Source organism: Methylobacterium frigidaeris (assembly GCF_022179185.1).
Taxonomy (GTDB): Bacteria; Pseudomonadota; Alphaproteobacteria; order Rhizobiales; family Beijerinckiaceae; genus Methylobacterium; species Methylobacterium frigidaeris.
In genome coordinates, this window is record NZ_BPQJ01000010.1 from 67,962 (window position 1) to 91,793 (window position 23,832).

Genomic DNA, 23,832 nt, shown 5'->3' on the forward strand with positions numbered 1-23,832 from the left:
CGATCCGGCGCTCTTCTTCAAGACATCCCCCAGAGGAGAACCACCCGTGAAGCTCTTCATCGCCGCGCTCGGCACCGAGACCAACACCTTCTCGCCGATCCCGACCGGGCGCGCGGCCTTCCTGGACGACCTCTACGTCGAGACCGGCGCCTCCGGCCGCTCCGACCACTGGTTCGCCGGGCCGCTCAAGGTCTGGCGCGAGATGGGCGAAGCCGCCGGTTACGAGGTCGTCGAGAGCCTGGCGGCCTTCGCGCCGCCCGGCGGGCCGACGCGCCAGGACGTCTGGGTGGAGCTGCGCGACCGCATCCTGGCCGACCTCCGCGCCGCCGGCCCGGTCGACATCGCTCTGTTCAACCTCCACGGCGCGATGATCGCCGAGACCGAGGACGATTGCGAGGGCGAGCTCGTCGCCGCGGCCCGGGAGATCTTAGGAAGCGCGGCAACGATCGGGGTCGAGCTCGACCTGCATTGCCATCTGACCGACCGGATCGTCGCAGCCGCCGACGTGCTGCTCACCTACAAGGAGTACCCGCATATCGACGTCGACGACCGGGCGCGCGACCTTTTCCGCCTCTGCGACGACGCTCGGGCCGGGCGGACCCGGCCGACCATCGCCGTCGCCGATTGCCGGATGCTGGCGGTGTGGCGCACGCCGAACCAGCCCACCCGCGGCTTCGTCGACCGGATGAGCGCGGCGGAGGGGCGGGACGGGATCCTCTCCCTGTCGCTGGCCCACGGCTTCCCCTGGGCCGACATCCCGGATGTCGGCGCCAAGGTGGTGGCGGTCACCGACGGCGACCCGGACTTGGCCCGCCGCAAAGCCGAGGCTCTGGCCCGCGAGTTGTGGGAGATGCGCGAGGCCACCACCGACCGGCTGCTGAGCCTCGACGAGGCGGTGCGGGTGGCGCTCGAGCCCCCGGCAGGCGTGACGGTGCTCGCCGACGTCTCCGACAATGCCGGGGCGGGCTCGGCGAGTGATTCGACCTTCCTGCTGCGCGCCCTGGTCGAGGCCGGCGCGACGGCTTGCGCCATCGGCAGCTTCTGGGATCCGGTCGCGGTCCGGCTCTGCCGCGAGGCCGGCGCCGGCGCGCACTTGGCCCTGCGCATCGGCGGGAAGACCGGGCCGATGTCGGGCGATCCCGTCGACCTCACGGTGCGCGTCGTCGGTATCGTGCCCGACGCGGTCCAGACCTACGGCAACGGCAAGCAGCCGATGGGCGATTGCGTGATGGTCGAGGTGGGGGGCCTGCACATCGTGCTCAATGCCTTGCGCACCCAGGTCTTTCAGCCGAGCGTGTTCGAGCAGTTCGGCCCGCGCCTGACCGACTACGCCACCGTGTTCGTCAAGTCGGCGCAGCACTTCAATGCCGGCTTCGCCCCGCGGGCCGACCGCATCCTCCATGTCGCCGTGCCGGGCAGCGCCAATCCCGATTTCGCGCGCCTGTCCCTGCCGAAGGCCGCCCGCCCGCTCTGGCCGATCGTCGCCGATCCCTTCTGACGGGCGGGGGCGGGGCTTACGCCGCGTCGAGTCGAACCCCCTCCGGCTTCAGGGCAGAGACGAGTTTATCGAGTTGCGCCCTGACATGCGCCCGGATCTCCTCACTGGACGCGGTCGTGGCGCTCTCCGAGAAGTCGAACATGCGCCGTGCCTGAACCGTCATCGCGTTGACCCTTCTCGATACAGAGAAAACCGTTACGTCTACGCCACCCGCTACAGCACGGAAACGGATCTGTCTCATCAGAATGATGCACGCCTAATACATCAAATAAGAGACAAATGCGGTACGCTACCTTCCAGCCCCCATAGTGGCGGAGGTTTGTTGCGCCAGTATTGCGTGTATGATGACCGAAAGGACCGATCGCGCAAGGGCGATTCACCGTCGTCCGGACGAGGAGCGACGATTCCGGCCGCTGGTGTCCTGCGTTTGAAGTTTGTGGCAGAGACGTTGGCTCTGGCTCAGCTTCGAGTGCTCCCAGGCAGAAGCGTTTGACGCTGGCCAGGATGGCGTCGGCCGACTTCACCCATCGGAACGGCTTGGGGTCGGCGTTCGTCGCCTCGATGAAGGCGCGAATGTCGCGCTCAAGCTCGGCGACGGAGCAATGGACGCCACGTCGGATCGCACGCTCCGTCAGCAGGCCGAACCATCGTTCGACCTGGTTGATCCACGAGGCGGAGGTTGGGGTGACGTGCACGTGATAGTGCGGGCGCTTCGCCAGCCAGTCGCGGATCAGCTTGGTCTTGTGCGTCGCCGAGTTGGCGAGCACCAGATGCACGTCGAGGTCAGCCGGCACCGCGGCTTCGATCTCATCCAGGAAGCAGCGGAACTCGCTGGCGCGGTGACGCGGGTAGCACTGCCCGATCACCGTCCCAGCCTGCACATCGAGGGCGGCAAACAAGCTGGTGGTGCCATGCCGGGCATAGTCGTGGGTGCGCCGCTCGGCCCGTCCGGGCCGCAGCGGGAGTAGCGGCTGCGTGCGGTCGAGCGCCTGAACCTGGGACTTCTCGTCTACGCACGGCACCAGGGCGACCCGACGATCACCCTTCGCTCGCCTCACCAGCCAAGCGACCTGAGCTGCTGCATTCGCCAGCAGTATCAAAAACCGGGCAATCCCAGAGGGACGGCCTGCGCCGCTTCCGTGGCCACTACGAGAGCCAGAACACCCAGGATCAAGCACCGCATCGTCTGCCCCCGTCTCTCCGAGACCGAAGCGTAGCGCCGCGCCGCCGCCGCGCCGCCGTCTCGGGTGGTTCAGCATCGGGGGCCGTGTCGTATCCGAACGGGGTCGGCACGCCGCCGTCATGCAGCGCGTCGGCGGGGCGATCCGGTGATCGCCGTCCCGGGCTCGAAGACCGTCGGTGAACCGTCACCCGCCGCACCGCACCCCCACCACCGCCCCGGCGAAGCGCCCGGCGATCGTCCCGACGGTGAGCGGCGGGGTGCCGCCGGCGGGCGCTGTCGAGGCCTCCGGGCCGAGGAAGGCCTTGAGCGCCGCGAGGCCCACGAGCGGATGGGTGAGCGGCGGCAGCACGCCGGCGACGAGGCGGGGTTGTGCCGGCAGGCGGGCGACGAGGCCGAGGAGGCGGCCGGAGCGATCGAGGACAGGGGCACCGACGGCGCCGGGCTGGAGCGGGGCGATGAGGCCGGCTGCCGCGACCTCGCCGGTCGTCACGGTCGGGCCATCCACACCCGCCGCGAGCACGATCGTGGCCTCTCCCGGGGTGGCCGGAGCCGGCGCGAGGACGGGAGAGGGTCCGGGTGGGGTGGCGCCGTCGAGGAGCGCGAGACCGCTGGATTCGTCGCGCCGCAGTACCCGGGCCGGCTCGCCGGCCACACGGGGGGCCGGACAGGAGCCGGGCAGCACCGCGACGATCCGGCGGGGGCCGGCGACGAGGCCGGTGACGGTCGCAGGTCCGGCCGCCGGCGCAATCGGGTCCGGCACCGTCGCGGCCGGACGCGGCGGCGGCGGCATCGGGGCTTCGCCCGGGAAGGGCACGAAGCTGTTGGCGACCGCGATCACCAGCCGGTCCATCTCCCGGGACGAGGCCTTGTCGTAGGAGAGGGTGAAGCCGCGCACGCCCGCGGGACCGGCGGCGTGGCGGATGTAGAACTTGCCCGACGGCGTCTCGCCGGTGACGACCGTGAAGTCCGGGCGCTTGAGGGAATAGGTCACCTTGCGCTCGGGCGTCGTCGCGGCACTCTGCGCGAACAGGGCGTCGAGATCGGTCTCGCCGGGGGCGTAGGCCTTGGTGTCGAGGGTGACGCGCCCGTCGGTGCTCTGCCAGCGGGTGCCGCCGGCAATCCGGCTGCGCCTCGACAGCAGTCGCTCCGGCACGCCGATGACGAGGCCGGTGGCGGGGTCCGGCGCCGCGGTGAACCGGGCCGCCCGACGCGCCGCTTCGCCGGCGGCCAGCAGGGCGGCACGGGCGGGGTCGTCCAGGATCCCGGTCGCGGCGGCGCCCCCGGGCTTGCCTCCTTCCTTCACCTGCCAGGCGCTGATCGCCTCGTATGTGCGCCGGCCGAAGGCGCCGGTGACGACGCTGTTGTAGCTGCCCGCCCAGACCAGGGCGTCCTGCACCGCCCTGCGCTCCGCCTCGGGCCGCGCCTCGAAGGCGGCGCGGGCGGCCTCGAAGGCGGGGTCGGGCGTGGCCGGGGCCGCGGGGCGGGGTGCTGGCCCCTTCGCGGCGGGCGCGCCCGAGCCGGGCGCAGAGGGGCCGGGCATCTGCGCGATGGCCGCCGGTGCGAGGCCGCCGCAGGCGAGGAGCGGCAGCAGGCCGGCGGCGAGCAGGCGGGCGGGTCGCGGCATCGGAACTCTCCGAAGAACGGCGCCAGACCTTGGCAGAGGCGGGGCCGGACTTCCAGGCGCGTTCCGCGTCGTGCCGGATCCGGGGCTGACCGAACCGCGTCCGCACCGACGTGCAAGACGAGTCGGTGCAGGTCGGGTCGGTGCAGGACGGGGGCGAAATCGATCGCTCCGGGGCGACGTCGGATTGCACCGCGACCGGGCGCTGCTTAGGCTCCGCCCGCGCGGGGAATCGCTGCGAGGCCGGACATGTCGCTCATCACACGAGTCGGTCGCGTCGCCGTCGGCCTGGCCGGCCTCCTGGCCCTGCTCCCCGGCGCCGAGGCCCAGCAGCCCCCGAACCCGGCGCCCCGCCGCGCCGCCCTGGTGCAGCCGACGACAAAGCCCAAGAGCTTCGTGCGTCAGACCCTCGCCAGCGAGGCGGTGCGGCTCGAGGCGCGGGTGAAGGAGGAGGGCGGCGCGAGCGGGAAATCCGCCGCGCAGTGGCGCCGGGAGGCCGAGGCCCTGAAGGCCAAGGACGAGACCGACGGGGCGCTCGCCGCCTCTCGCCGCGCCGCATCGGCCGATCCGGCGGAGTGGCGCAACTGGTACGCCCTGGCGGAGACCGCCGGCGATGCCGAGAACGACGATTACGACGCCAACCAGAAGCTGAAGGCGGAGGCCCGGGCCGGCGCCTACCTGGCCTATCAGCGAGCCGTCGCCCCGGCCGACGAGGCGCGGGCACTGGCGCTCCTCGGCGCGGTCCTGGCCAAGCAGGAGAGCTGGCGCCCGGCGCTGGAAGCCTACGCGGCGAGCCTCGCGCTCGCGGGCGATGCGGAGATCGCCAAGACCTACGAGGCCTTGCGCGACGCGCACGGCTTCCGGGTGCTCGACTACAAGGTCGATTCCGACGCACCCGCCCCGCGGGCCTGCTTCACTCTCTCGGAGGCGGTCGACCCGAAGGCGGACGTGGCGCCCTTCGTCGCCGTCTCGGGCGCCGCCGGCACGGCCGTGACCGCGCAAGGCCAGCAGGTCTGCGTCGACGGCCTGCGCCACGGCGAGCGCTACGGGGTGGTGCTGCGCCAGGGCCTGCCCTCCAGCGTGGGCGAGTCTCTCCGCAAGGCGGCCGATTACGAGATCTACGTCCGCGACCGCAGCCCTCAGGCGCGCTTCACCGGCCGCAACTACGTGCTGCCCCGCACCGGCCAGGCGGGCGTGCCGCTGGTCTCGGTCAACGCACCGAAACTCGACGTCGAGGTCGTGCGCATCGGCGACCGCGGGCTGCTGCCGGCCCTGCGCACCGACGAGTTCCTGTCGCAGCTCTCCGGCTCCGGCCTCCGCACCATCGCCCGCGAGCGCGGTGTCCAGGTCTGGAAGGGGACGCTCGACACGGCGCCTGCGGAGATCAACCGTGAGGCGGTGACGGCCTTCCCGGTGCTCCAGGCGGTCGGCAAGATCGAGCCCGGCCTCTACGTGATGACGGCGCGGCCGAGCGGCAGCGCCTCGCTGGCCGACGAGGAGGGCGGCTACGAGAGCGAGGCGACGCAGTGGTTCGTGGTCTCCGACCTCGGGCTCACCGCCTTCAAGGGCCGGGACGGGATTCACGTCCTCGCCCGCTCCCTCGCCTCGGCTTCCGTGCTGAAGGGGGCGGAGATCCGGCTCGTCGCGCGCAACAACGAGGTGCTGGCGACCCGCAGCACCGACGGGCAAGGCCACGCCGCCTTCGATCCCGGGCTCGCCCGCGGCGAGGGCGGTGCGGCGCCGAGCCTGGTGGTGGCGCGCCTCGGCGACGATTACGGCTTCCTCGACCTGTCCCTGAGCGCCTTCGACCTCGCCGATCGCGGCGTGAAGGGCCGGCCGGCGCCGGGCGGGGCGGAGGCCTACCTGTTTCCCGAGCGCGGGGTCTACCGCTCCGGCGAGACGGTACAGCTCACCGCGCTCCTGCGCGACGCCAAGGGCGCGGCGATCCCGACCCTGCCCCTGACCCTGGTGGCCAGGCGCCCGGACGGGGTCGAGTATCGCCGGGCGCAGGTGCCCGATGCGGGCTTGGGCGGCCGCGCCTTCTCCCTGCCGCTCCTGCCCGGGGCCCAGGCCGGGACCTGGCGGGTCACGGCCTATACCGACCCGAAGGCGCCGTCGGTCGGCGAGGCGACGTTCCTCGTCGAGGACTACGTGCCGGAGCGCCTGGACGTGACCCTGACGCCGGCCGAGGCCGCCTTGAAACCGGGCGAGCCCGCGACGGTCGCGGTCGCGGCGCGCTACCTGTACGGCGCCCCGGGGGCGGGCTTGAGCGTCGGCGGCACGGTGGCGGTGCAGCCGGCCGCCCGCAGCGGCATCAAGGGCTTCGAGGACTTCTCCACCGGCCTCGACGACGAGCGCGTCGAGCCGGCGACGGCGGAGCTGGACACCGCCGTCACCACCGACGCGCAAGGCCGCGCCACCGTGCGGGCGCCAGTGCCGGGGGTCAGCGGGCCGCGGCCGTTCGAGGCCAAGGTCTCGCTCCAGGTCGGCGAGCCGGGCGGCCGGGCGGTGCAGCGCAGCCTGACCCTGCCGATCCTGCCGGCCGGCCCGGTGATCGGAATCCGCAAGACCTTCGGCGAGCTGCGCGAGGGCGCGACCGCGAGTTTCGAGGTGGCGGCGGCGCGGCCCGACGGCACGCGGCTCGCGGGCGAAGCGACCTGGACCCTGCTGCGGGTCGACCGGCGCTATCAATGGTACCGGGCCGACGGGCGCTGGTCCTACGAGCCGGTCAAGACCACCGCCAAGGTCGCCAATGGCCGCGTCGCGCTGGAGGCCGGTGCGCCGGCCAGGGTTGCGATGCCGGTCGAGCTCGGCAACTATCGCCTGGAGGTGCGGGCCCCCGGCTTCGAGGCGGCGAGCCTGTCGTTCAACGTCGGCTGGAGCGGATCGGAGAGCGCCGACGCGCCCGACCTCCTCGACCTCACCCTCGACCGCGACGCCTACGCGTCGGGCGACACGCTGAAGGCAAGCTTGCGCCCGCGCTTTGCCGGCACCGCCACCGTCGCGGTGGTGAGCGACCGGGTGCACGAGATCCGCACCCTCGACCTGCCGGCGAACGGCGCCACCGTCGAGATCCCGGTGAGGCCGGATTGGGGCGCGGGCGCCTACCTCGTCGCCACCGCCTACCGGCCCCTCGACCAGGCGGCCAAGCGCCTGCCGGGCCGGGCGATGGGCCTCGCCTGGTTCGGGATCGACCGCGACGCCCGCACCCTCGGCGTCACCGTGGACGCTCCGGCGAAGGTCCGGCCACGGGGCGAGCTGCGCCTGCCGATCCGCGTCGCGGGGCTGAACGCCGGCGAGGAGGCGCGGGTGACCGTGGCGGCGGTCGATGTCGGCATCCTGAACCTCACCCGCTACGCCAACCCGGACCCGTTCGGGTTCTTCTTCGGCCAGAAGGCGCTCTCGGCCGAGATCCGCGACCTCTACGGCTACCTGATCGACGGCATGCAGGGCACGCTCGGCGCGATCCGATCCGGCGGCGATGCCGGCGGGGCGGAGCTGGAGGGCGCGCCGCCGGCGCAGGAGCCCCTCGCGCGGTACTCGGGCGTCGTCACGGTCGGGCGGGACGGCCGAGCCGAGGTGAGCTTCCCCCTGCCCGCCTTCAACGGCACCGCCCGGGTGATGGTGACGGCCTGGAGCGCGGCGCGGGTCGGGGCGGCCTCGGCCGACGTGGTGATCCGCGATCCGGTGGTGGCGAGCGGCACCCTGCCCCGGTTCCTCGACGTCGGCGACCGCTCGCGCCTGCACGTCGCCCTGGACAACGTCGAGGGGCAGGCCGGCGACTACGCGGTCGATGTCGACCTCGCCGGGCCGGTCCTGGTGCCGGCCGGCGCGCTCAGCCGCACCTTGCGCCTGGAATCCGGTGGGCGCGGCGCGGTCGAGATCCCGCTCACCGCCGCCGGCCCGGGCCTCGCCCGCATCGACCTTCGGCTGACCGGCCCGGGGCTCTCCGAGCCCGCCGGCCAGAGCTTCGCCCTGGGGATCCAGCCCGGCACAGGGGCGCTGCTGCGCCGCGAGGTCCGCACCCTCGCGCCCGGCGCGAGCCTGACCGTGTCGAACGACCTCCTCGCCGACGTGATCCCGGGCACCGGTTCCGTCACGCTGGCGGCCTCGCCCTTCGGGGGCATCGACGTGCCGGCCCTGCTCCAGGCCCTCGACCGCTATCCGTATGGCTGCACCGAGCAGGTGGTGAGCCGGGCCCTGCCGCTCCTCTCGGTCAACCGCCTGGCGGCACTCGCCCAGCTCGGCCTCGACGGCAGCGCCGACGAGCGGGTGCGGGGCGCCATCGACCGGGTGCTGTCCCGCCAGGATGCGAGCGGCGCCTTCGGGCTGTGGTCGGCGGGCAACGCCGAGGATCTGTGGCTCACCGCCTACGCGACCGACTTCCTGACCCGGGCACGGGAGCGCGGCTTCTCCGTGCCGCCGACCGCGCTCTCCCTCGCCCTCGACCGGCTGCGCAACAGCGTGGCGAACGCCAACGAGGTCACCGATGGCGGCCTCGACCTCGCCTACGCGGCCTACGTGCTCGCCCGCAACGGCCGGCCGGTGATGGGCGACCTGCGCTACCTCGCCGATACCAAGCTCGCCTCCTTCGCGACACCGCTCGCCCGCGGCCAGATCGCCGCAGGCCTGGCGCTCCTCGGCGACCGGGCCCGGGCCCGCACCGCCTTCGAGGCCGCCGTGGCGGCGCTCCGGGCCGAGCGCGACAGCGGCGCCTACCGGGCCGATTACGGCTCGCGCCTGCGCGACGGCGCCGGGCTGATCGCGCTGGCCGCCGAGACCGGGGTGGCGCGGGACGCCCTCGGCTCCCTCGGCACGGTGGTGGGCGAGGAGCGCGAGTCCGGCCGTCCGACCAGCACCCAGGAACAGGCCTGGATGGTGCTGGCGGCGGCCGAGCTCGCCAAGGACGCGGGCAAGGACGCGGGCAAGGATGCGCCATCGCTCGCCCTCGACGGCACACCGGTTCCGGGGACGCTCTACCGCACGTTCCCGGGCGCCGCCCTGGCGGCGAAGCCGGCGACGGTGACGAATCGCGGCACCGCCCCGGTGCAGCTCGCCCTCGGCGTCTCGGGCAATCCGGCGGTGCCGGAGCCGGCGGACGCGAAGGGCTACACGCTCGAGCGCAGCTACCACCGCCTCGACGGCAGCCCGGCCGATCTCGCCGCCTTGCGCCAGAACGATCGTCTGGTGGTGGTGCTGAAGGTGACCGAGGCCAAGGCCAGCGCCGGCCGCCTGCTCCTCGTCGACCGCCTGCCGGCCGGGCTCGAGATCGACAACCCGAAGCTCCTCGACGCCGACGCGACCGCCGGCCTCGCCTGGGCGAAGTCGGACGTGAAGCCCACCCACACCGAGTTCCGCGACGACCGCTTCGTGGCGGCCTACGACCGGGATCCCAGCCAATCCGCCTTCTTCAGCGTCGCCTACACGGTGCGGGCGGTGACGCCCGGCCGCTACGTCCACCCGGCGGCGACGATCGAGGACATGTACCGGCCGGAGCGCTACGGGCGCACGGCGTTCGGGACGCTGGAGGTGGGTGCGGCGCGGTAGGAGGTGACCGACGACGCGACTGTGAGAGCCTGTGCGACTCGACGATCGAGTCGGTCTGCCGCACGGACCGACCACTCTCCCCGTCATTCCGGGGCCGCGCAGGGGAGCCCGGAACGACCCTGCACGCGTCTACGACTTCACCGATGAAAGGTCCTGCGCGAGACCGGCTCCACCCCGGCGCGCCGACACCGGCCGCCTCGCATCGTGCCAGCGGCGATGACCGCGGCGATGACCGCGGCGGCGCGTGCCTCCTGCCGCAGAGAAAGAACCGCATTCGTCGCAGAGGAGCAACAGATCTCCTGTGGAGCACGGCTGGCCCGACGCGTAGAACAGGCTCGTCCGTGCCGTCGACCTCGCGATGTTCCCTGTCCTCCGCAGCTCATCCGCATCCCGGGCTCTGCCCGCCGTCGCGCAGGACGGGCGCCTTACGGCCCTCGACCGGCTGCGGGGCGCCCTCGTCGGACTCGTCGTCCTGCATCACGCCGTCCTCGCCTACTGCACCTTCGGGCACATCAATCGGGCCCATTACGCCCTGTCGACCGCGCCGATCGTCGATGCGCAGCGCTGGCCCGCCTTCGATGTCCTCGTGCGGCTCGATGACGGCTTCTTCATGCCGCTGCTGTTTCTGCTGTCGGGCCTGTTCGTCCGGGAGGGGTTGAGCCGCAAGGGGGCCGGCCCCTACCTGCGCGGCCGGATGCGGCGCCTCGGCCTGCCCTTCGCCGTCGCCGTGCTGACCCTGATGCCGCTCGCCTATTACCCCTCGTTCCTGCAAGCCGGCGGCCGGGCCGGCTTCGCGGCGTTCTGGATCCGGACGGTGACGACCGGACCCTGGCCGAGCGGGCCGCCCTGGTTTATCGGCGTGCTCCTGGCGTTCGACACGGCCGCCGCCCTCCTCTTCGTCCTCGGCGCCCGCGACCGGCCGGAGCCGGGCCGGTCCCCCGCGCCGGGCAGCGGCTTCCTCCTGCTCGTCGCCCTCTCCGGCCTCGCCTACCTCCCCCTCCTCCTCGCCGTCGGCCCGACGCGCTGGGTCGGCCTCGGACCGCTCGCGATTCAAGCCAGCCGCATCGGGCTCTACGCGGCCTATTTCACCGCCGGCGTCGCGCTGGGACGGAGCGGGACGCCGGCCGTTCCTGCGCTTCGGTCGAGCCCTCGTCCCGCGCTGGCGGCTCTGGGGCCTCCTGGCCCTGCTCTCGGGCGCAGCCCTCGTCGCCGCGGGGGCAGTCGGGGGCCGGCTGCCCCCGCGGGACGCGCTCGCCCTGGAGGGCGCCGCCAGGACGATCCTCTGCGCCGCCGCAGCCTTCGCGCTTCCGGCCCTGGTCCTCCGTTTCGGCGGGGGCCGCTCCGGCGCCTGGGACAGCCTGTCGGCGAACGGCTTCGCCATCTACCTGCTTCACTACCCGATCGTGACCTGGGCGCAGGCCGGCCTCCTGGCCGTGCCGCTCGGCGCCCCGCTCAAAGGCGCGATCGTGTTCGCCGCCGCATTGTCGGTGAGCTGGGCCGGCGCGTGGGCGTTGCGCCGTCTTCCTCCTGTCCGGAGGGTGCTCTGAGCGATGCCACGGCGTGATCCGGGCGCGCCCGGCCCGGGCGTGACCCGGCGATGGTCGACCCTCCTCGACGGATCGGCCGTCCGGCACGACGGCGCGCGATTGCCTGCCCACCCCCGAGGCCGCCGGCTGCCGCGCTATCCGTCGACCTGCATCGAGGTCGCCGCCGCGTTGCCGGTGAGATGAGGGCCGCCCTGGCTTGATGGCGCAACCCCAGACCCCGTCGCGCCGGGTCCGGCGGTCCATGCCGCAGGAGCGGGCGGCGCTGGTGCGATCGACGCTCTCCAGCGCCTGGGCGAGCGCCAGCCTGCGCCAGGCCGCGGGAACACTGGCCGCCTTGGAGGCCGCACGCAACCCGTCGGCGGTCAGATCGGGGCGGGTCATTGCGATCCCGCCTGATCCGCCAAGCGAGTCGGGAGCCAAGCCCCTCCGCGACCCGCCGAGTCAGCCTCAGCGGCCGCGGGTATCATACCGCCGCGCCTTCGAACGGACGCGTTCGACGGTGCCAGGCAAGCCCGAACGGGCGCCGGCGCTGATGCGCCGGTCGCCTTCGCGTCGACGTGTCGATGCGAAGACGCGAAGGTATCAGACGTCGTAATCCCCCGGCGCGATATCGGCGCTGCGCATGAAGATCTGCAAAGCCGGCTGCATCGACCGGTGCAGGTGGGACATGTCCTCGCGCGGGCCGCCGAGCACGCGGCCCATCGCCTGCTCCACGCTACCGGGGCCGTAAGGCGCCTGCGCATCCACCGCCGGCACCCCGCGCGCCTCGTCCCATCCCACCGCCAGGTGGCGGATCAGGGCGATGTGCTCCGGCCCCACCTCGAACACGATCTGCTCGGGCGCCGTGCCGGCGGCCTCATCGCGAAACACGTCGGAGACGTGGGACAGGTCGAGCTTCGTCAGCGGGTTGTGGTAGCTGTAGCGACCGGGCTTGAGCTCGGCGTGGCGCAGGAAGGCGACCAGCGCCTCGCCCACCGCCCGGTGCTCCTCCGCCGCGCCCTCGTCGTCGCCGGTGACGTTGGCGATGTCGCCGTCGCGGTCGAGGCTGCCATAGGGCGCGTCCGGATGGATCACCGGAGCGCCCTGCCCCGCCGGGTCCCAGGCCACGACCAGCCGCCGGATCAGGGCGATGCGCTCAAGCGTGATCTCGGTGGTGCGGCTGGTCATCAAGGGGCTCTCCGTGAGGCCCCTCTGTAGAGCATCGGTGCGGGCGACGGGAGTCTCGGGACCGGATCAGTTTCCCAAGGGTCAAATCCCGAGATAAGCCCGCCGCACCTCCGGATCGTCCCGCAAGGTCGCCGCCGGGCCGGCGAGCATCAGACGGCCGGTCTGGAGCACGTAGGCGCGATCGGCGATGCTGAGCGACTCGGCGAGGCGCTGCTCGACCAGCAGGATCGTCGTGCCCGAAGCGCGGATCGCCTCGACGGCGGAGAAGATCTCGTCGACGAGCTTGGGCATGATGCCCTGCGAGGGCTCGTCGAGCATCAGGAGCCGCGGCCTCGTCATCAGGGCGCGGCCGATGGCGAGCATCTGCTGCTCGCCGCCGGAGAGGGTGCCGGCGCGCTGCGGCAGGCGCTCCTTGAGGCGGGGGAACAGGGAGAAGACCCGCTCCAGCGGTGCCTCGCGGTCGGCGGCCTTGCGGTGGAGGTAGCTGCCGAGGCGCAGGTTGTCGGAGACCGACAGGCGCGGAAACAGCCGCTTGTTCTCCGGCACGTAGGCGATGCCCTTGGCGGTGATGGCGTGGCCCGGCAGGCCGTCGAGGCGGGCGCCGTCGAACACCACCTCGCCGGATTTCGGCCGCTCCATCCCGGCGATGGACTTCAAGAGCGTCGACTTGCCGGCGCCGTTGGCGCCCGCCACCACGACGATCTCGCCGGTGTCGACCTCGATCGAGACGCCCTGGATGGCGAGCAAGCCCTGGTAGGCGGTGGAGAGCCCGCGGACCTCAAGCAGCACGGTGGCGCTCCCCCAGATAGGCCGTGATGACGCCCTCGTGGCGCACCACCTCGGTCGGGTGGCCCTCGGCCAGCACGCGGCCGAGATGCAGCACCATGGCACGGTCGACGAGCGGCATCACCACCTCCATCACGTGCTCGACCATGATGACGGTGACGCCCCGCGCCGCGACCTTTCGGATCAGCTCGACGCCGGCCTTGGCCTCGCTCGGAGTGAGTCCCGTCAGCACCTCGTCGAGGAGGAGGAGTTTCGGCTCGGTGGCGAGCGCCCGGGCGACTTCGAGGCGGCGCTTCTCAGGGGGAGTGAGTTCCCCCGCCACGGCCTCGGCGCGGTGACCGAGCCCGGCGAAGTCGAGGGTCTCGAGAGCGACGCGGCGGGCCGCGGCGGCGCTGGCGTGGCGGGCGAAGCCGCCGACGATGACGTTCTCGATCACGTTCATCGAGTCGAAGGAGCGCGGCACCTGGAAGGTGCGGGCGATGCCGCGCCGGCAGCGCTCGGGGGCGGAGAGAGGCGTGATGTCCTCGCCCTTGAAGACGATTTTCCCTTCGCTCGGCTGGTAGGTGCCGGAGATGAGGTTGAACAGGGTCGACTTGCCGGCGCCGTTCGGCCCGAGCAGCCCGAGGATCTGGCCCTCCGGCACGTCGAGGCTGACATCGGCGTTGGCGACGAGGCCGCCGAAGCGGAGCGTCACGTGGTCGATGTGCAGCAGGGGCGGAGTCGTCGCAGGCATGCTCACGGGGTCGCCTCCTCGTTGCGGGCCTTGCGGGTGCGGCGGAACAGGCTGAGCACGCCCTCGGGCCGGGCGAGCGCCACCACCATCACGAGCACGCCGTAGAGCATCAGGTCGAGGCCGTTGCCGCTGCCGCCGAGATACGAGCGACTGATCTCGGTGAGCGGGATCAGGATCGCGGCGCCGACGAGCGGGCCCCACAGGGTGCCGATGCCGCCGAGCACCGCCGGCAGGGCGAAGAGCAGCGAGAAGCGGAAGCTCATCACGCTCTCGGGGTCGATGTAGGAGACGTAAGCGGCGTAGAAGCCGCCGCCGATGGCGGTGAAGAAGGCCGAGACGGCGGCCGCCGCCATCTTGGAGCGGAAGACCTCGACGCCGAGGCTCTCGGCGGCCTGGGCGTCGTCCTTGACCGCACGCCACCAGTAGCCCCAGCGCGAGCCCTCGATCAGCCAGGTCACGAACCAGACCACCGCCAGGAAGCCGACCGCGAAGTGGACGTACGGGATCTTGTCGCGGGCGAACTGGAGCGTCCACCACGAATCCGGGTTGAACGGCCACTGGATGCCCATCGCACCGCCGACGAAGTCCCAGTTGTGGACCAGCAGCAGTCCGATCTCCGCGATCACGATGGTGGCGATCGAGAAGTAGTGGCCGGCCAGGCGAAAGCACGGGTAGCCGAGGACGAGGGCCACCGCGGCCGAGAGAGCCCCGCCTGCCAGCATGCCGAACCACGGCAGCACGCCGTAATTCACGAACAGCACGGAGGTCGCGTAGGCGCCGAAGCCGAAATACAGCGCGTGGCCGAGCGAGACTTGGCCGCAATAGCCGCCGAGGATATTCCAGCTCTGCGAGAGCGCGGCGTACATCAGGGTCAGGATCAGGACGTTCTGCAGGTAGACGTCGCGAACGCCGTAGGGCAGCGCGGCGAGGCCTGCGAAGACCAGGGCGGCAACGATTAGCTTGCGCCGGCGCTTCGCTGCGTAGCTCGCCTCGGCCCGGGCGGGGGCGGAGCCCGGCGCGAGGGCGGTGGTCAGCGTGGTCATCTAAAGCCTCCCGAACAGGCCTTGCGGCCGCGCGAACACCACCGCGAGGTAGAGGGCGTAGACGCCGACGGATTTGAGCGCCGGCGGCAGGATCACCGCCGTGAAGGCCTCGACGAGGCCGACGATGATCCCGGCGACGAGCGCGCCGCCGACGCTGCCGAAGCCACCGAGCGCCACCGTGACGTAGGCGATGAGGGCGAAGCTCGCGCCGACCTGGGGGTGGATGTAGTAGAAGATCGCCAGCACGGCGCCGGCGAGGCCGACCAGCGCCGCGCCCAGGCCCCAGCCGAGGGCGAAGACCCGGTTGCGGTCGATGCCGACCAGCGCCACCGCCCCCTGGTCCTCGCGCGTCGCCTCCAGCGCGCGGCCGAAATCGGTGCGGCTCATCAGCAGGTGCAGGCCCCCGAAGGCGGCGAGCGACACCAGCGCCCCGAAGATCTGCGGCCAGGGCAGGAAGATGCCGCCGAGGTCGAGGGTGCGCCCGCCGAGCCAGGTGTTCTGGACGTTGCGGTAATCCGGCGTGAACAGGTACTGGGCGGCGCCCTGGAGCAGGATCGCGAGCCCGAAGGTCGCGAAGATCTGCACCATGCCCTGGTTGGCCTTGGCCCGCATGGCGAAGCGCACCACGCCCATATAGGCGGCGGCCCCCAGCATGAAGAGCAGGGCGGCGACCAGCGGCATCAGCACCACCGGATCGAGCTGGGTGACCAGCACCAGCCCGAAGGTCGCGTACATGGCGAGCATCAGGAACTCGCCATGGGCGAAGTTCACCACGTCCATGAGGCCGAAGATCAGCGAGAGTCCGACCGCGATCAGGGCGTAGATCAAGCCCATCAGGAGGCCGCTCGCCAGCACCTGCACCAGGGCTTGCGTCGTCATGGGGGTTGGGGCTCCGGTGAGCGGTGCATGAGAGCTGTTCGATCGTCGCCGGAAGGCGCGCGGGATCCCCTCTCCCGTGTGGGAGAGGGGTGGGGGTGAGGATGCTACGGTGCTGAGCCCAGCTCCGATGGTCCCGCTGCCAGCACGACGGTTCGAGCTTTACCCAGAACCGTAGCACCCTCACCCCCGGCCCCTCTCCCACACGGGAGAGGGGAGGCGTGCTTCACCTCACCCGTTCATCGGCCACTTGGCCGGCGCGACCGCGGCGGATTCCGGGAAGATCGTGATGAACTTGTCGCCGATCCATTGCAGCAGCACCGGGTCGGCGTGGGTGTTCTGCCCGTCTGGGCCGAACGCCACCTTGGTCCAGGGCATCACCGTGCGGGTGCCCGGGATGTCGGTGGCGGCGAGCGCCGCGCGGATCTTCTGGCCGTCGGTCGAGCCGGCGCGGTCGAGGGCGTCGGCGAGCACGATCAGCGCCATGAACTGGCGCGAGGAATTGTCGTTGAGGTCGCGGCCGGCGCGGGCCTTGTACATGGTGTTGACGGTGGCGACCATCGGGCGCTTGGCGGCGAGGTCGAGGGAGAAGCTGCCGCGGGAGATCAGGCCCTGGAGCTTGTCGCCGACCGCGTCGTAGGTGACCTTCTCGGAGAAGCCGGCCGCCTGCGCGATGATGCTCTTCGGCTTGTAGCCGAGTTCGGCCATGGTCTTGGTGAGCAGGATCGCGTCGGTGGTGTAGCTCGTCGGCAGGAGCACGTCGGCGTTGGCGGTCTTGAGCTGCTGCACCTCGGCGGTCAGCGAGGGCGAGTTGCTCTTGTACTTCACGTCGGCGACGAGCTTGTAGCCGCGCTCGGCCGCCAGCTTGCGCTGCACGGTCGAGGAATCGACGCCGTAGATCGTGTCCTCGAAGAACAGGGCGACCGAGTCGATCTTCTGGCCCTGCTTGCGCTGGGCATCCAGGAAGTCGAACATCGCGGTCGAGAACATCTCGTCGTGGGCGGCCGGGCGGAAGAAGTACTTCAGGCCCTTGCGGTGCAGGCTCGGCGACGAGGAATCGGCGCAGACGAAGGGCACGCCGTAGCGCTCGGCGGTGGCGCTCACCGTGGCCGAGACGGCCGACTGGTAGCAGCCGACCAGGGCCGAGACCTTGTCCTGGGTGATCAGGCGCTCGGCCTCTGCGCGGCCCTTCTGCGGGTCGGCCTGGTGGTCGGCGAAGACGAGGCGGATCTTGGCGCCGCCCATGCCGGACAGCCCTACGCCCTTGGCGCCCGGCAGGTCGAGGTCGTGATCGTTGTTGATGATGTCGAGCGCCGTCTCGATGGCGTGGCGGGCGTCCACGCCGACCTGCGCGCTCGCCCCCGACATGGCGTAGAGCACGCCGACCACCACCTCCGGCGCCGCGGCGTGGGCCGGTGCGCCCCGCAAGGAGGCGAGCGAGAGGGCGCCAGCCCCGACCAAGAGTTCTCGACGACGGATCATGCGCTGGCCTCCAGGGGGCTTCAGATGTCCTCTAAGCCTCATTCCGCATCCTTTGAACAGCCGGCGCGACGCGACCATCGCGCCGGCTGTGACATGATGCACGAACAAGACCCGAAGGTGGGCTCAAGACACTCTCAAGACGAATGGACCGGTCCAATCTTCTCAGAGCACCGCATACTCGTTGTTGCGCCGGTCGGTGATCAGCATGCAGCCCGGCGCGTGGGTGATGGCGAAGGCCGGCCGCACGGCGGCGATCACCGATTGCGGGGTCACGCCGCAGGCCCAGAAGACCGGGATCTCGTCGTCGCGGATTTCGACCGGGTCGCCGTAATCGGGGGCGTGGATGTCCTGGATGCCGATCAGGTCCGGGCGGCCGAGATGCACCGGCGCACCGTGGACGGAGGGGAAGCGCGAGGTGATCTGCACCGCGCGGATCGCCTGGGCGGGCGTGAGGGGCCGCATCGACACCACCATCGGCCCGGAGAACCGGCCGGCCGGCGCGCAAGCGATGCTGGTGCGGTACATCGGCACCCGCACCCCCATCTCGACGTGGCGCAGGGGCAGGCCGTCCTCGGCCATCGCGGCCTCGAACGAGTAGGAGCAGCCGATCACGAACGCCACGAGGTCGTCGCGCCACAGATCGGCGACGGAATCGCGCTCCTCCACCACCTCGCCGTCGCGCCAGACCCGGTAGCCGGCCACGTCGGTGGCAATGTCGAGGTCGAGGCCGAGTTCGGGAATCGTGCGCTCTCCCTTCGCCGAGACGCCGATGATCGGGCAGGATTTCGGGTTGCGCTGGGCGAAGAGCAGGAACTCGTCGGCGAGGTCGGCGGGCAGGACCGCGAGGTTGCCCTGCACGTAGCCGTCGGCGATGCCGGCGGTGCAGCCGGTGATGGCGCCGCTTCGGCAGGCGAGCCGGGCCGCCTCGCCGCTCATCCGCGCTCGATCGAAGGGAAGGGTCATCACCGCTCCTCTGCTCAAGGATACGCCATGATCACATCGTGGGCAGGTAAGCGCCAATCGTCATTTCGCATCGGTTTCAATAAGCGTGCGTTATCGGTGGCCTCCCGGGATCATCGGCGCCACTCCGGTGACGCCGCGACCTCGCAGGCGAGCCGCGCCGCCGTTGCGGCAAGTCCGCAATCGGGTGCGTTGGCGTAGGTGGCGGTGAAGCTGATATCCGGCAGGGCCGGCGCCGGGGCGATGATCCGCAGCGAGCCCTCGTCGAGGTCCCGGCGCACCACCTCGGGCGGGATCACCCCGATGCCGATCCCCTCCCGCGCCATCCGGACGATGGTGGAGAGCGAGGCGTTGCTGTGCAGGCGCGGCGGCGGCAGGTTCGATTGCGCCAGCATCTCGCGCAGCGACACGTAGGGATTGGTGTTCTTCGGATAGGTGATGAGCGGATGGCGCAGCAGGCTCGCCAGGCTCACCTCGCCGGGGCCGAGATCGAGGCCCGGCGCGGCGATCCAGGCCAGGGACACGCTGCAGAGCGGCAGGTTGACCAGGCTCGGCATGGTGATCGGCCCGACCAGGAAGGCGAGGTCGAGGTCCCGGTTCAGGAGCGCGTCGCGCATGTTGGGCGAGATGTCGACCGCGATGTCGACGGTGACGCCCGGATAGGCCTCGTTCATCCGGGCGATGAAGCGCATCAGCCAGGTATGGACGATGGTGTCCGACACGCCGAGGCGCAGGACGCCCCGCATCACCCCGGGCCCGGCCACCGCCTGCATCATCTCGGTGCGCAGGCGCAGGAAGCGCTCGGCGTAAGCCAGAAGATCGCGTCCCTTCGCGGTCAGTACCACCGAGCGGGCGCGCCGCTCGAACAGCCGCACGCCGAACTCCTCCTCGAGCGCCGCGATGCGCTGCGACACCGCCGGCTGCGAGGTGTTCATCCGCTCCGCCGCCTTGCGGAAGCTGCACAGCGAGGCGGTCCAGTAGAAGATCTCAAGGCTTCTCAGTTCCGCCATGCCCCGTCCCGGATCGCGCCGGGGCATAGTGGAGCAAGGTTCGTACCGGGGGCAAATCCGGGCGCGGCGCTCCGCCCGAAGGGATCAGGTCGAAGGAATCAGGCCGAAGGGATCAGCCCGGCGACGTGGCGCTCGGTCGGATCGCCCGCGGCGAGCCCCGCCGCCACCCCGGCGCGGTCCGCCGCAGGGCGGTTCTGGCTCATCTTGCGCTTGCCCTCGAGGCGGGTGATCGGCAGCCGCAGTCCGACGATGCCGCGCAGCTGGGCCGCGATGAACTCCGCCGGCGCGTCCGCGACCGCCCAGGGGTCCGGCCGCGCCCCCTCGTGCCGCTCGGTGAGCCGGGTGACGACGGCGAGCAGGCGATCCGGCTCGTCGAAGAACTCCGCCGGCCCGTAGGCATGCACCGCGACGTAGTTCCAGGTCGGCACCACCTTCCCGGTCTCGCGCTTGGTCGCGTACCAGGACGGCGTCACGTAGGCGTCGGGCCCCGAGAAGATCGCCAGGGTCTCGGCCTGAGCGGGCTCGCGCCAGTGCGGGTTGGCCCGGGCGAGATGGCCGTAGAGCACGCCCCGCTCCCCCTCCTCCGGCTCCAGCAGGAGCGGCAGCGGCGTGCACAGGAGCCCGGCCGCCGTCGCGGTGACGAGGCTCGCCAGCGGGGCGGCCCGCATCGTCGCGTGCATCGCAGCCTCGTCGGTCTCGCGGAAGGCGGGCGGGATATACATCGGGGAACTCCGGAAGCGGCTGCGGGGCCGCGGGTGCTGGTCGTCGCCGTCTGGTCCTTCGCCCGGAACTGGCCCATGGTGAACGTCCAGTTCAGGCCGAAAGGACCAGGCCAGTTTGGACGGACGCTCTCCCCGCCCCCTGCCCGTCAGCGCCCAGATCGGCACCGACCTGAAGGCGCAGATCGCCCAGGGGGTCTACCCGCCGGGGGCGGCCCTGCCCTCGACCCGGGCGCTCGCGGTCGAGCTCGGTGTCTCGCGCACCACCGTGACGGCCGCCTACGACCAGCTCATCGCCGAGGGCTACCTCGAGACGCGCCCGGGCGCCCGGGCGCGGGTCGCCGCCGGCCTCCGGGCGGGGCAAGCGCCGGCCGCGGCCGCCCCAATGCCGCCGCATCACCTCTCCGCCTTCGGGCGGCGCCTCCTCGCCGAGCCCGCGCCCGCGGCGGCGCCGGGGCCGGCAATCGATTTCCGCTACGGCGACCTCTCGGGCGACGACTTCCCGGTCCTCGCCTGGCGGCGGGCGCTCAGCGCCGTCCTGCTGCGCCGGCCGGCCCGGCTCGGCTACGGCGATCCGCGCGGGCTGCCCGAGCTGCGCGCGGCGCTCCAGGCCTATCTCTGGCGCGCCCGGGGATTGAGCTGCAGCCTCGATCAGATCGTCGTGGTCAACGGCTCGCAGCAGGGGATCGACCTCTGCGCCCGGCTCCTCGTCGATCCCGGCGACCGGGTGGTGATGGAGGATCCGGGCTACGGCGCGGCACGCCGGGTCTTCGCCGCCGCCGGCGCCGCGATCCAGCCGGTCCCGGTCGATGCGGAGGGCCTGCAGACCGGGCGTCTCGCCGGAATCGGCCCCGCGCGGCTCGCCTATGTCACGCCCTCGCACCAGTTCCCCCTCGGCGGGGTCTTGTCCGCCGCCCGCCGGCAGGCGCTGCTCGCCTGGGCGGAAGCCTGCGGCGCGACGGTCGTCGAGGACGATTACGACGGCGAGTACCGCTTCGACGCGCGGCCGGTGGAGGCGCTGCTCAGCCTCGATCGGGCGGGGCGCGTCGTCTATGTCGGTACGGTCTCCAAGACCCTCTCGCCGCAGCTGCGCCTGGGCTACCTGGTGGTGCCGCCGGCCTTGAGCGACGCCTTCACGGAAGCCAAGCGCCTCGCCGACCGGCAGGCACCGGGGCTGGAACAAGCCGCCCTCGCAGGGCTCCTGGCCGGGGGCGGCTACGAGCGCCACCTGCGCCAGGCCCGGCGGCGCAATGCCGGCCGGCGCGCCGCCCTGCTCGCCGCCCTGGCGGACAGCTTCGGGGGACAGGTGCGCGTCGAGGGCGCGGCGGCGGGCCTGCACCTCGTCGCCTGGTTCGACCGCGTGCCGGCCGCCGCCGAGATCGAGATGGCGGCGGCGGCGCGGGCGGCGGGTGTCGGAATCTACCCGGTCGGCCCGCTCTACCACGACGCGCAGGCGCGGCCGGACCGGGCCGGGCTGCTCTTGGGGTTCGCCGGCAGCGAGCCCGACACGATCCGCGCCGGCATCCGCCGCCTCGCCGCGGCGCTCACGACCGGCGCCTCCGCGGGCAGTTGATCGAATCGCGGGAGGCGGTCGGATCGGCTCCGCCATCATCCCGGCCGTCGCCGTCCACCATCCCGCGACAGCCGCCAGCTGACCGGCGCCACGAGGATGCGGGGCCGCATCCTGGAGCTGCGGCGGTGGCTGGCACGGCCGGGCGGCGTTCGGGTCCGGACATCCCCTGGAGGGCTGTCCCGCGAGGTCGAGGAGATCGGGGCGACGATCGCGGAGGGCCGCGCCTCCGGGGGCCAAGGGCCGCCTCGGTTCCGTCCGGCCCCCCGGCGTGGTAGCGAGGCTCCTCCTCGTTCTCGAACCCGTCCATTCCCGCATGAACCCCATCTTCGCCGACCTGCCGACCACCGTGTTCGAGGTGATGTCGGCGCTCGCCCGTGAGACCGGCGCCGTGAACCTCGGCCAGGGCTTCCCGGACGATCCGGGCCCGGCCGACGTGCGCGCCAAGGCCGCCGAGGCGGTGGTGGAGGGCTGGAACCAGTACCCGCCGATGATGGGGCTGCCGGAGCTGCGCCGGGCGGTCGCGGCGCACTACGCCCGCTGGCAGGGGCTCGACCTCGATCCCGAGTCCGAGGTGATGGTGACCTCGGGCGCCACCGAGGCCCTGGCCGGCGCCCTGATGGCCCTGATCGAGCCCGGCGACGAGGTGGTGCTGTTCGAACCGATGTACGACGCCTACCTGCCGCTGGTGCGCCGGGCCGGCGGCGTGCCGCGCTTCGTCACCCTGACGCCGCCGCACTTCCGGCTCACCGAGGAGGCGCTCGCCGCCGCCTTCTCGCCGCGCACGAAGGTCGTGCTGCTCAACAACCCGCTCAATCCCTCGGCCACGGTCCTGCCCGAAGAAGACCTGGAGCTGCTCGCCGGCTTCTGCCAGCGCTACGACGCCGTGGCGCTCTGCGACGAGGTCTGGGAGCACGTGGTGTTCGACGGCCGCCGCCACCGGCCGCTGATGGCGTTTCCGGGCATGCGCGAGCGCACGGTGAAGATCGGCTCGGCGGGCAAGATCTTCTCCCTCACCGGCTGGAAGGTCGGCTTCGTGATGGCGCCGCCCCACCTCATGAAGGGCCTCGCCAAGGCGCACCAGTTCCTCACCTTCACCACGCCGCCGAACCTTCAGGCGGCGGTGGCCTACGGATTGGCCAAGGACGATTCCTACTACGAGGGAATGCGGGCCGACTTCGCCCGGGCCCGCGACCGGTTCGCCGGCGGCCTCAAGGATCTCGGCTTCAGCGTGCTGCCCTCCGCCGGCACCTACTTCCTCAACCTCGACATCGCGCCCCTCGGCGAGAGCGACGACGTCGCCTTCTGCGAGCGGCTGGTGCGTCAGCACGGCGTCGCGGCGATCCCCGTTAGCGCCTTCTACGCTCACCGGCCGGTGCGCAACGTGGTGAGGTTCTGCTTCGCCAAGCGCGACGACACCCTCGACCGCGCCCTCGAGCGCCTGCGCGGCCTCGCGCCGGGGCGCGCGGCCTGATGCGGGGCCTCCTTGCTGAACCGGGCGGCCGGGGCCACATCCTGGAACATGAGCACCACGCACACGCTCCGGAGCCCCGGGATGACCTCTTCGCAGACGGCCGGCCGCGTCCCGCCCTTCGGGGCCGGCTCCTTCGGCAACGGAGCCGAAGCCAAGGACAGCCGCTTTCCGCAGGACGATCCGTTCGGCCTGCGCGCCAAGGCGGGCAAGGCCCTGGAAGGCTCCGCGCCCGAGCAGGTGATGGCGCGGCTGGAACTGCTCGCCCACATCCTCGACACCGCGATCCTGCTGCCGGGCAACCGGCGCATCGGCCTCGACGCGATCGTCGGCTTGATCCCGGTGATTGGCGACGCGATCACCACGGCGATCTCGTCCTACATCGTCTGGGAGGCGAGACGCCTCGGCGCGCCGCGCTGGCTGATCGCCCGCATGGCGGCGAACGTGGCGATCGACGGCGTGGTCGGCGCGGTGCCGCTGGTCGGCGACCTGTTCGACGCCGCCTTCAAGGCCAACCGCCGCAACGTGCAGCTGCTGCGCCGGCACCTCGAGCGGAGCGGCGCGCTGAAGCCCAGCGTGATCGACGTCACCGCGACCCGCATCGACTGACGCGCGATGC

Annotated in this window: 16 protein-coding genes and 1 pseudogene; 6 read left to right on the forward strand and 11 right to left on the reverse strand. The window is 72.2% G+C overall.

Annotation, left to right across the window (positions count from 1 at the left end):
• The first annotated feature begins 46 nt into the window (after window positions 1-46).
• Window positions 47-1,498 carry a M81 family metallopeptidase gene (locus tag MFF64_RS12740; protein WP_099908000.1) on the forward strand — a complete coding sequence of 484 codons (1,452 nt, stop codon included), beginning with the start codon at window positions 47-49 and terminating at the stop codon, window positions 1,496-1,498.
• Between the two features lie 479 nt (window positions 1,499-1,977).
• Here MFF64_RS12740 and MFF64_RS12745 read toward each other — a convergent pair.
• Window positions 1,978-2,526 (reverse strand): annotated as a pseudogene (locus MFF64_RS12745) (IS630 family transposase); the annotation flags it as partial.
• A 339-nt stretch (window positions 2,527-2,865) separates the two neighbouring features.
• Window positions 2,866-4,305, reverse strand: a complete 1,440-nt coding sequence (locus tag MFF64_RS12750; RefSeq protein ID WP_165795870.1) for a peptidoglycan-binding protein — start codon at window positions 4,303-4,305, stop codon at window positions 2,866-2,868.
• Between the two features lie 246 nt (window positions 4,306-4,551).
• Between MFF64_RS12750 and MFF64_RS12755 the strand changes: the two genes are divergently transcribed.
• Both MFF64_RS12755 and MFF64_RS12760 read left to right on the forward strand, forming a co-directional pair.
• Entirely contained in the window at window positions 4,552-9,849 is a 5,298-nt protein-coding gene (locus MFF64_RS12755; protein ID WP_238191058.1) for an alpha-2-macroglobulin family protein, read from the forward strand.
• A gap of 358 nt (window positions 9,850-10,207) precedes the next feature.
• Complete coding sequence (locus MFF64_RS12760; RefSeq protein WP_238191060.1) at window positions 10,208-11,413, forward strand: acyltransferase family protein; 1,206 nt, start codon at window positions 10,208-10,210, stop codon at window positions 11,411-11,413.
• Window positions 11,414-11,978: 565 nt separating this feature from the next.
• Here the strand turns inward: MFF64_RS12760 and MFF64_RS12765 are convergent.
• The 9 genes from MFF64_RS12765 to MFF64_RS12805 all read right to left on the reverse strand — a co-directional run bounded on the left by MFF64_RS12765 (window position 11,979) and on the right by MFF64_RS12805 (window position 20,175).
• Window positions 11,979-12,566 carry a hypothetical protein gene (locus MFF64_RS12765; RefSeq protein ID WP_425324419.1) on the reverse strand — a complete coding sequence of 196 codons (588 nt, stop codon included), beginning with the start codon at window positions 12,564-12,566 and terminating at the stop codon, window positions 11,979-11,981.
• A gap of 78 nt (window positions 12,567-12,644) precedes the next feature.
• Entirely contained in the window at window positions 12,645-13,349 is a 705-nt protein-coding gene (locus tag MFF64_RS12770; protein WP_165795877.1) for an ABC transporter ATP-binding protein, read from the reverse strand.
• On the reverse strand, window positions 13,342-14,082 hold the full coding sequence (locus tag MFF64_RS12775) for an ABC transporter ATP-binding protein (protein ID WP_099908180.1): 741 nt from the start codon (window positions 14,080-14,082) through the stop codon (window positions 13,342-13,344). Before MFF64_RS12775 ends, MFF64_RS12770 begins: the two co-directional genes overlap by 8 nt.
• A gap of 2 nt (window positions 14,083-14,084) precedes the next feature.
• Window positions 14,085-15,125, reverse strand: coding sequence for a branched-chain amino acid ABC transporter permease (locus MFF64_RS12780; protein ID WP_099908182.1), 1,041 nt, complete (start codon window positions 15,123-15,125; stop codon window positions 14,085-14,087).
• Window positions 15,126-16,004 carry a branched-chain amino acid ABC transporter permease gene (locus tag MFF64_RS12785; protein WP_099908184.1) on the reverse strand — a complete coding sequence of 293 codons (879 nt, stop codon included), beginning with the start codon at window positions 16,002-16,004 and terminating at the stop codon, window positions 15,126-15,128. It abuts the gene before it with no gap.
• Window positions 16,005-16,232: 228 nt separating this feature from the next.
• Window positions 16,233-17,483: an ABC transporter substrate-binding protein gene (locus MFF64_RS12790; protein ID WP_099908186.1), complete on the reverse strand. Its 1,251-nt coding sequence runs from the start codon at window positions 17,481-17,483 to the stop codon at window positions 16,233-16,235.
• Window positions 17,484-17,645: 162 nt separating this feature from the next.
• Window positions 17,646-18,446: a putative hydro-lyase gene (locus MFF64_RS12795; protein WP_099908188.1), complete on the reverse strand. Its 801-nt coding sequence runs from the start codon at window positions 18,444-18,446 to the stop codon at window positions 17,646-17,648.
• A gap of 110 nt (window positions 18,447-18,556) precedes the next feature.
• On the reverse strand, window positions 18,557-19,453 hold the full coding sequence (locus MFF64_RS12800) for a LysR family transcriptional regulator (RefSeq protein WP_099908190.1): 897 nt from the start codon (window positions 19,451-19,453) through the stop codon (window positions 18,557-18,559).
• Window positions 19,454-19,551: 98 nt separating this feature from the next.
• The gene (locus MFF64_RS12805) at window positions 19,552-20,175 is read right to left on the reverse strand and encodes an FMN-binding negative transcriptional regulator (protein WP_099908192.1); all 624 of its coding nucleotides are present in this window, start codon (window positions 20,173-20,175) and stop codon (window positions 19,552-19,554) included.
• Between the two features lie 115 nt (window positions 20,176-20,290).
• Between MFF64_RS12805 and pdxR the strand changes: the two genes are divergently transcribed.
• From pdxR to MFF64_RS12820, 3 genes are all read left to right on the forward strand, one after another.
• The gene (gene pdxR / locus MFF64_RS12810) at window positions 20,291-21,745 is read left to right on the forward strand and encodes a MocR-like pyridoxine biosynthesis transcription factor PdxR (RefSeq protein ID WP_099908194.1); all 1,455 of its coding nucleotides are present in this window, start codon (window positions 20,291-20,293) and stop codon (window positions 21,743-21,745) included.
• Window positions 21,746-22,058: 313 nt separating this feature from the next.
• Window positions 22,059-23,216 carry an aminotransferase gene (locus tag MFF64_RS12815; protein WP_099908196.1) on the forward strand — a complete coding sequence of 386 codons (1,158 nt, stop codon included), beginning with the start codon at window positions 22,059-22,061 and terminating at the stop codon, window positions 23,214-23,216.
• 81 nt (window positions 23,217-23,297) lie between these two features.
• On the forward strand, window positions 23,298-23,822 hold the full coding sequence (locus MFF64_RS12820) for a DUF4112 domain-containing protein (RefSeq protein WP_099908198.1): 525 nt from the start codon (window positions 23,298-23,300) through the stop codon (window positions 23,820-23,822).
• Window positions 23,823-23,832: the final 10 nt, after the last annotated feature.

Coding starts and splice junctions, on each gene's coding strand:
- MFF64_RS12750 (WP_165795870.1), bottom strand. CDS start 4,305: ATGCCGCGACCCGCCCGCCTGCTCGCCGCCGGCCTGCTGCCGCTCCTC.
- MFF64_RS12755 (WP_238191058.1), top strand. CDS start 4,552: ATGTCGCTCATCACACGAGTCGGTCGCGTCGCCGTCGGCCTGGCCGGC.
- MFF64_RS12760 (WP_238191060.1), top strand. CDS start 10,208: ATGTTCCCTGTCCTCCGCAGCTCATCCGCATCCCGGGCTCTGCCCGCC.
- MFF64_RS12775 (WP_099908180.1), bottom strand. CDS start 14,082: ATGCCTGCGACGACTCCGCCCCTGCTGCACATCGACCACGTGACGCTC.
- MFF64_RS12780 (WP_099908182.1), bottom strand. CDS start 15,125: ATGACCACGCTGACCACCGCCCTCGCGCCGGGCTCCGCCCCCGCCCGG.
- MFF64_RS12785 (WP_099908184.1), bottom strand. CDS start 16,004: ATGACGACGCAAGCCCTGGTGCAGGTGCTGGCGAGCGGCCTCCTGATG.
- MFF64_RS12790 (WP_099908186.1), bottom strand. CDS start 17,483: ATGATCCGTCGTCGAGAACTCTTGGTCGGGGCTGGCGCCCTCTCGCTC.
- MFF64_RS12795 (WP_099908188.1), bottom strand. CDS start 18,446: ATGACCCTTCCCTTCGATCGAGCGCGGATGAGCGGCGAGGCGGCCCGG.
- MFF64_RS12800 (WP_099908190.1), bottom strand. CDS start 19,453: ATGGCGGAACTGAGAAGCCTTGAGATCTTCTACTGGACCGCCTCGCTG.
- MFF64_RS12805 (WP_099908192.1), bottom strand. CDS start 20,175: ATGTATATCCCGCCCGCCTTCCGCGAGACCGACGAGGCTGCGATGCAC.
- MFF64_RS12815 (WP_099908196.1), top strand. CDS start 22,059: ATGAACCCCATCTTCGCCGACCTGCCGACCACCGTGTTCGAGGTGATG.
- MFF64_RS12820 (WP_099908198.1), top strand. CDS start 23,298: ATGACCTCTTCGCAGACGGCCGGCCGCGTCCCGCCCTTCGGGGCCGGC.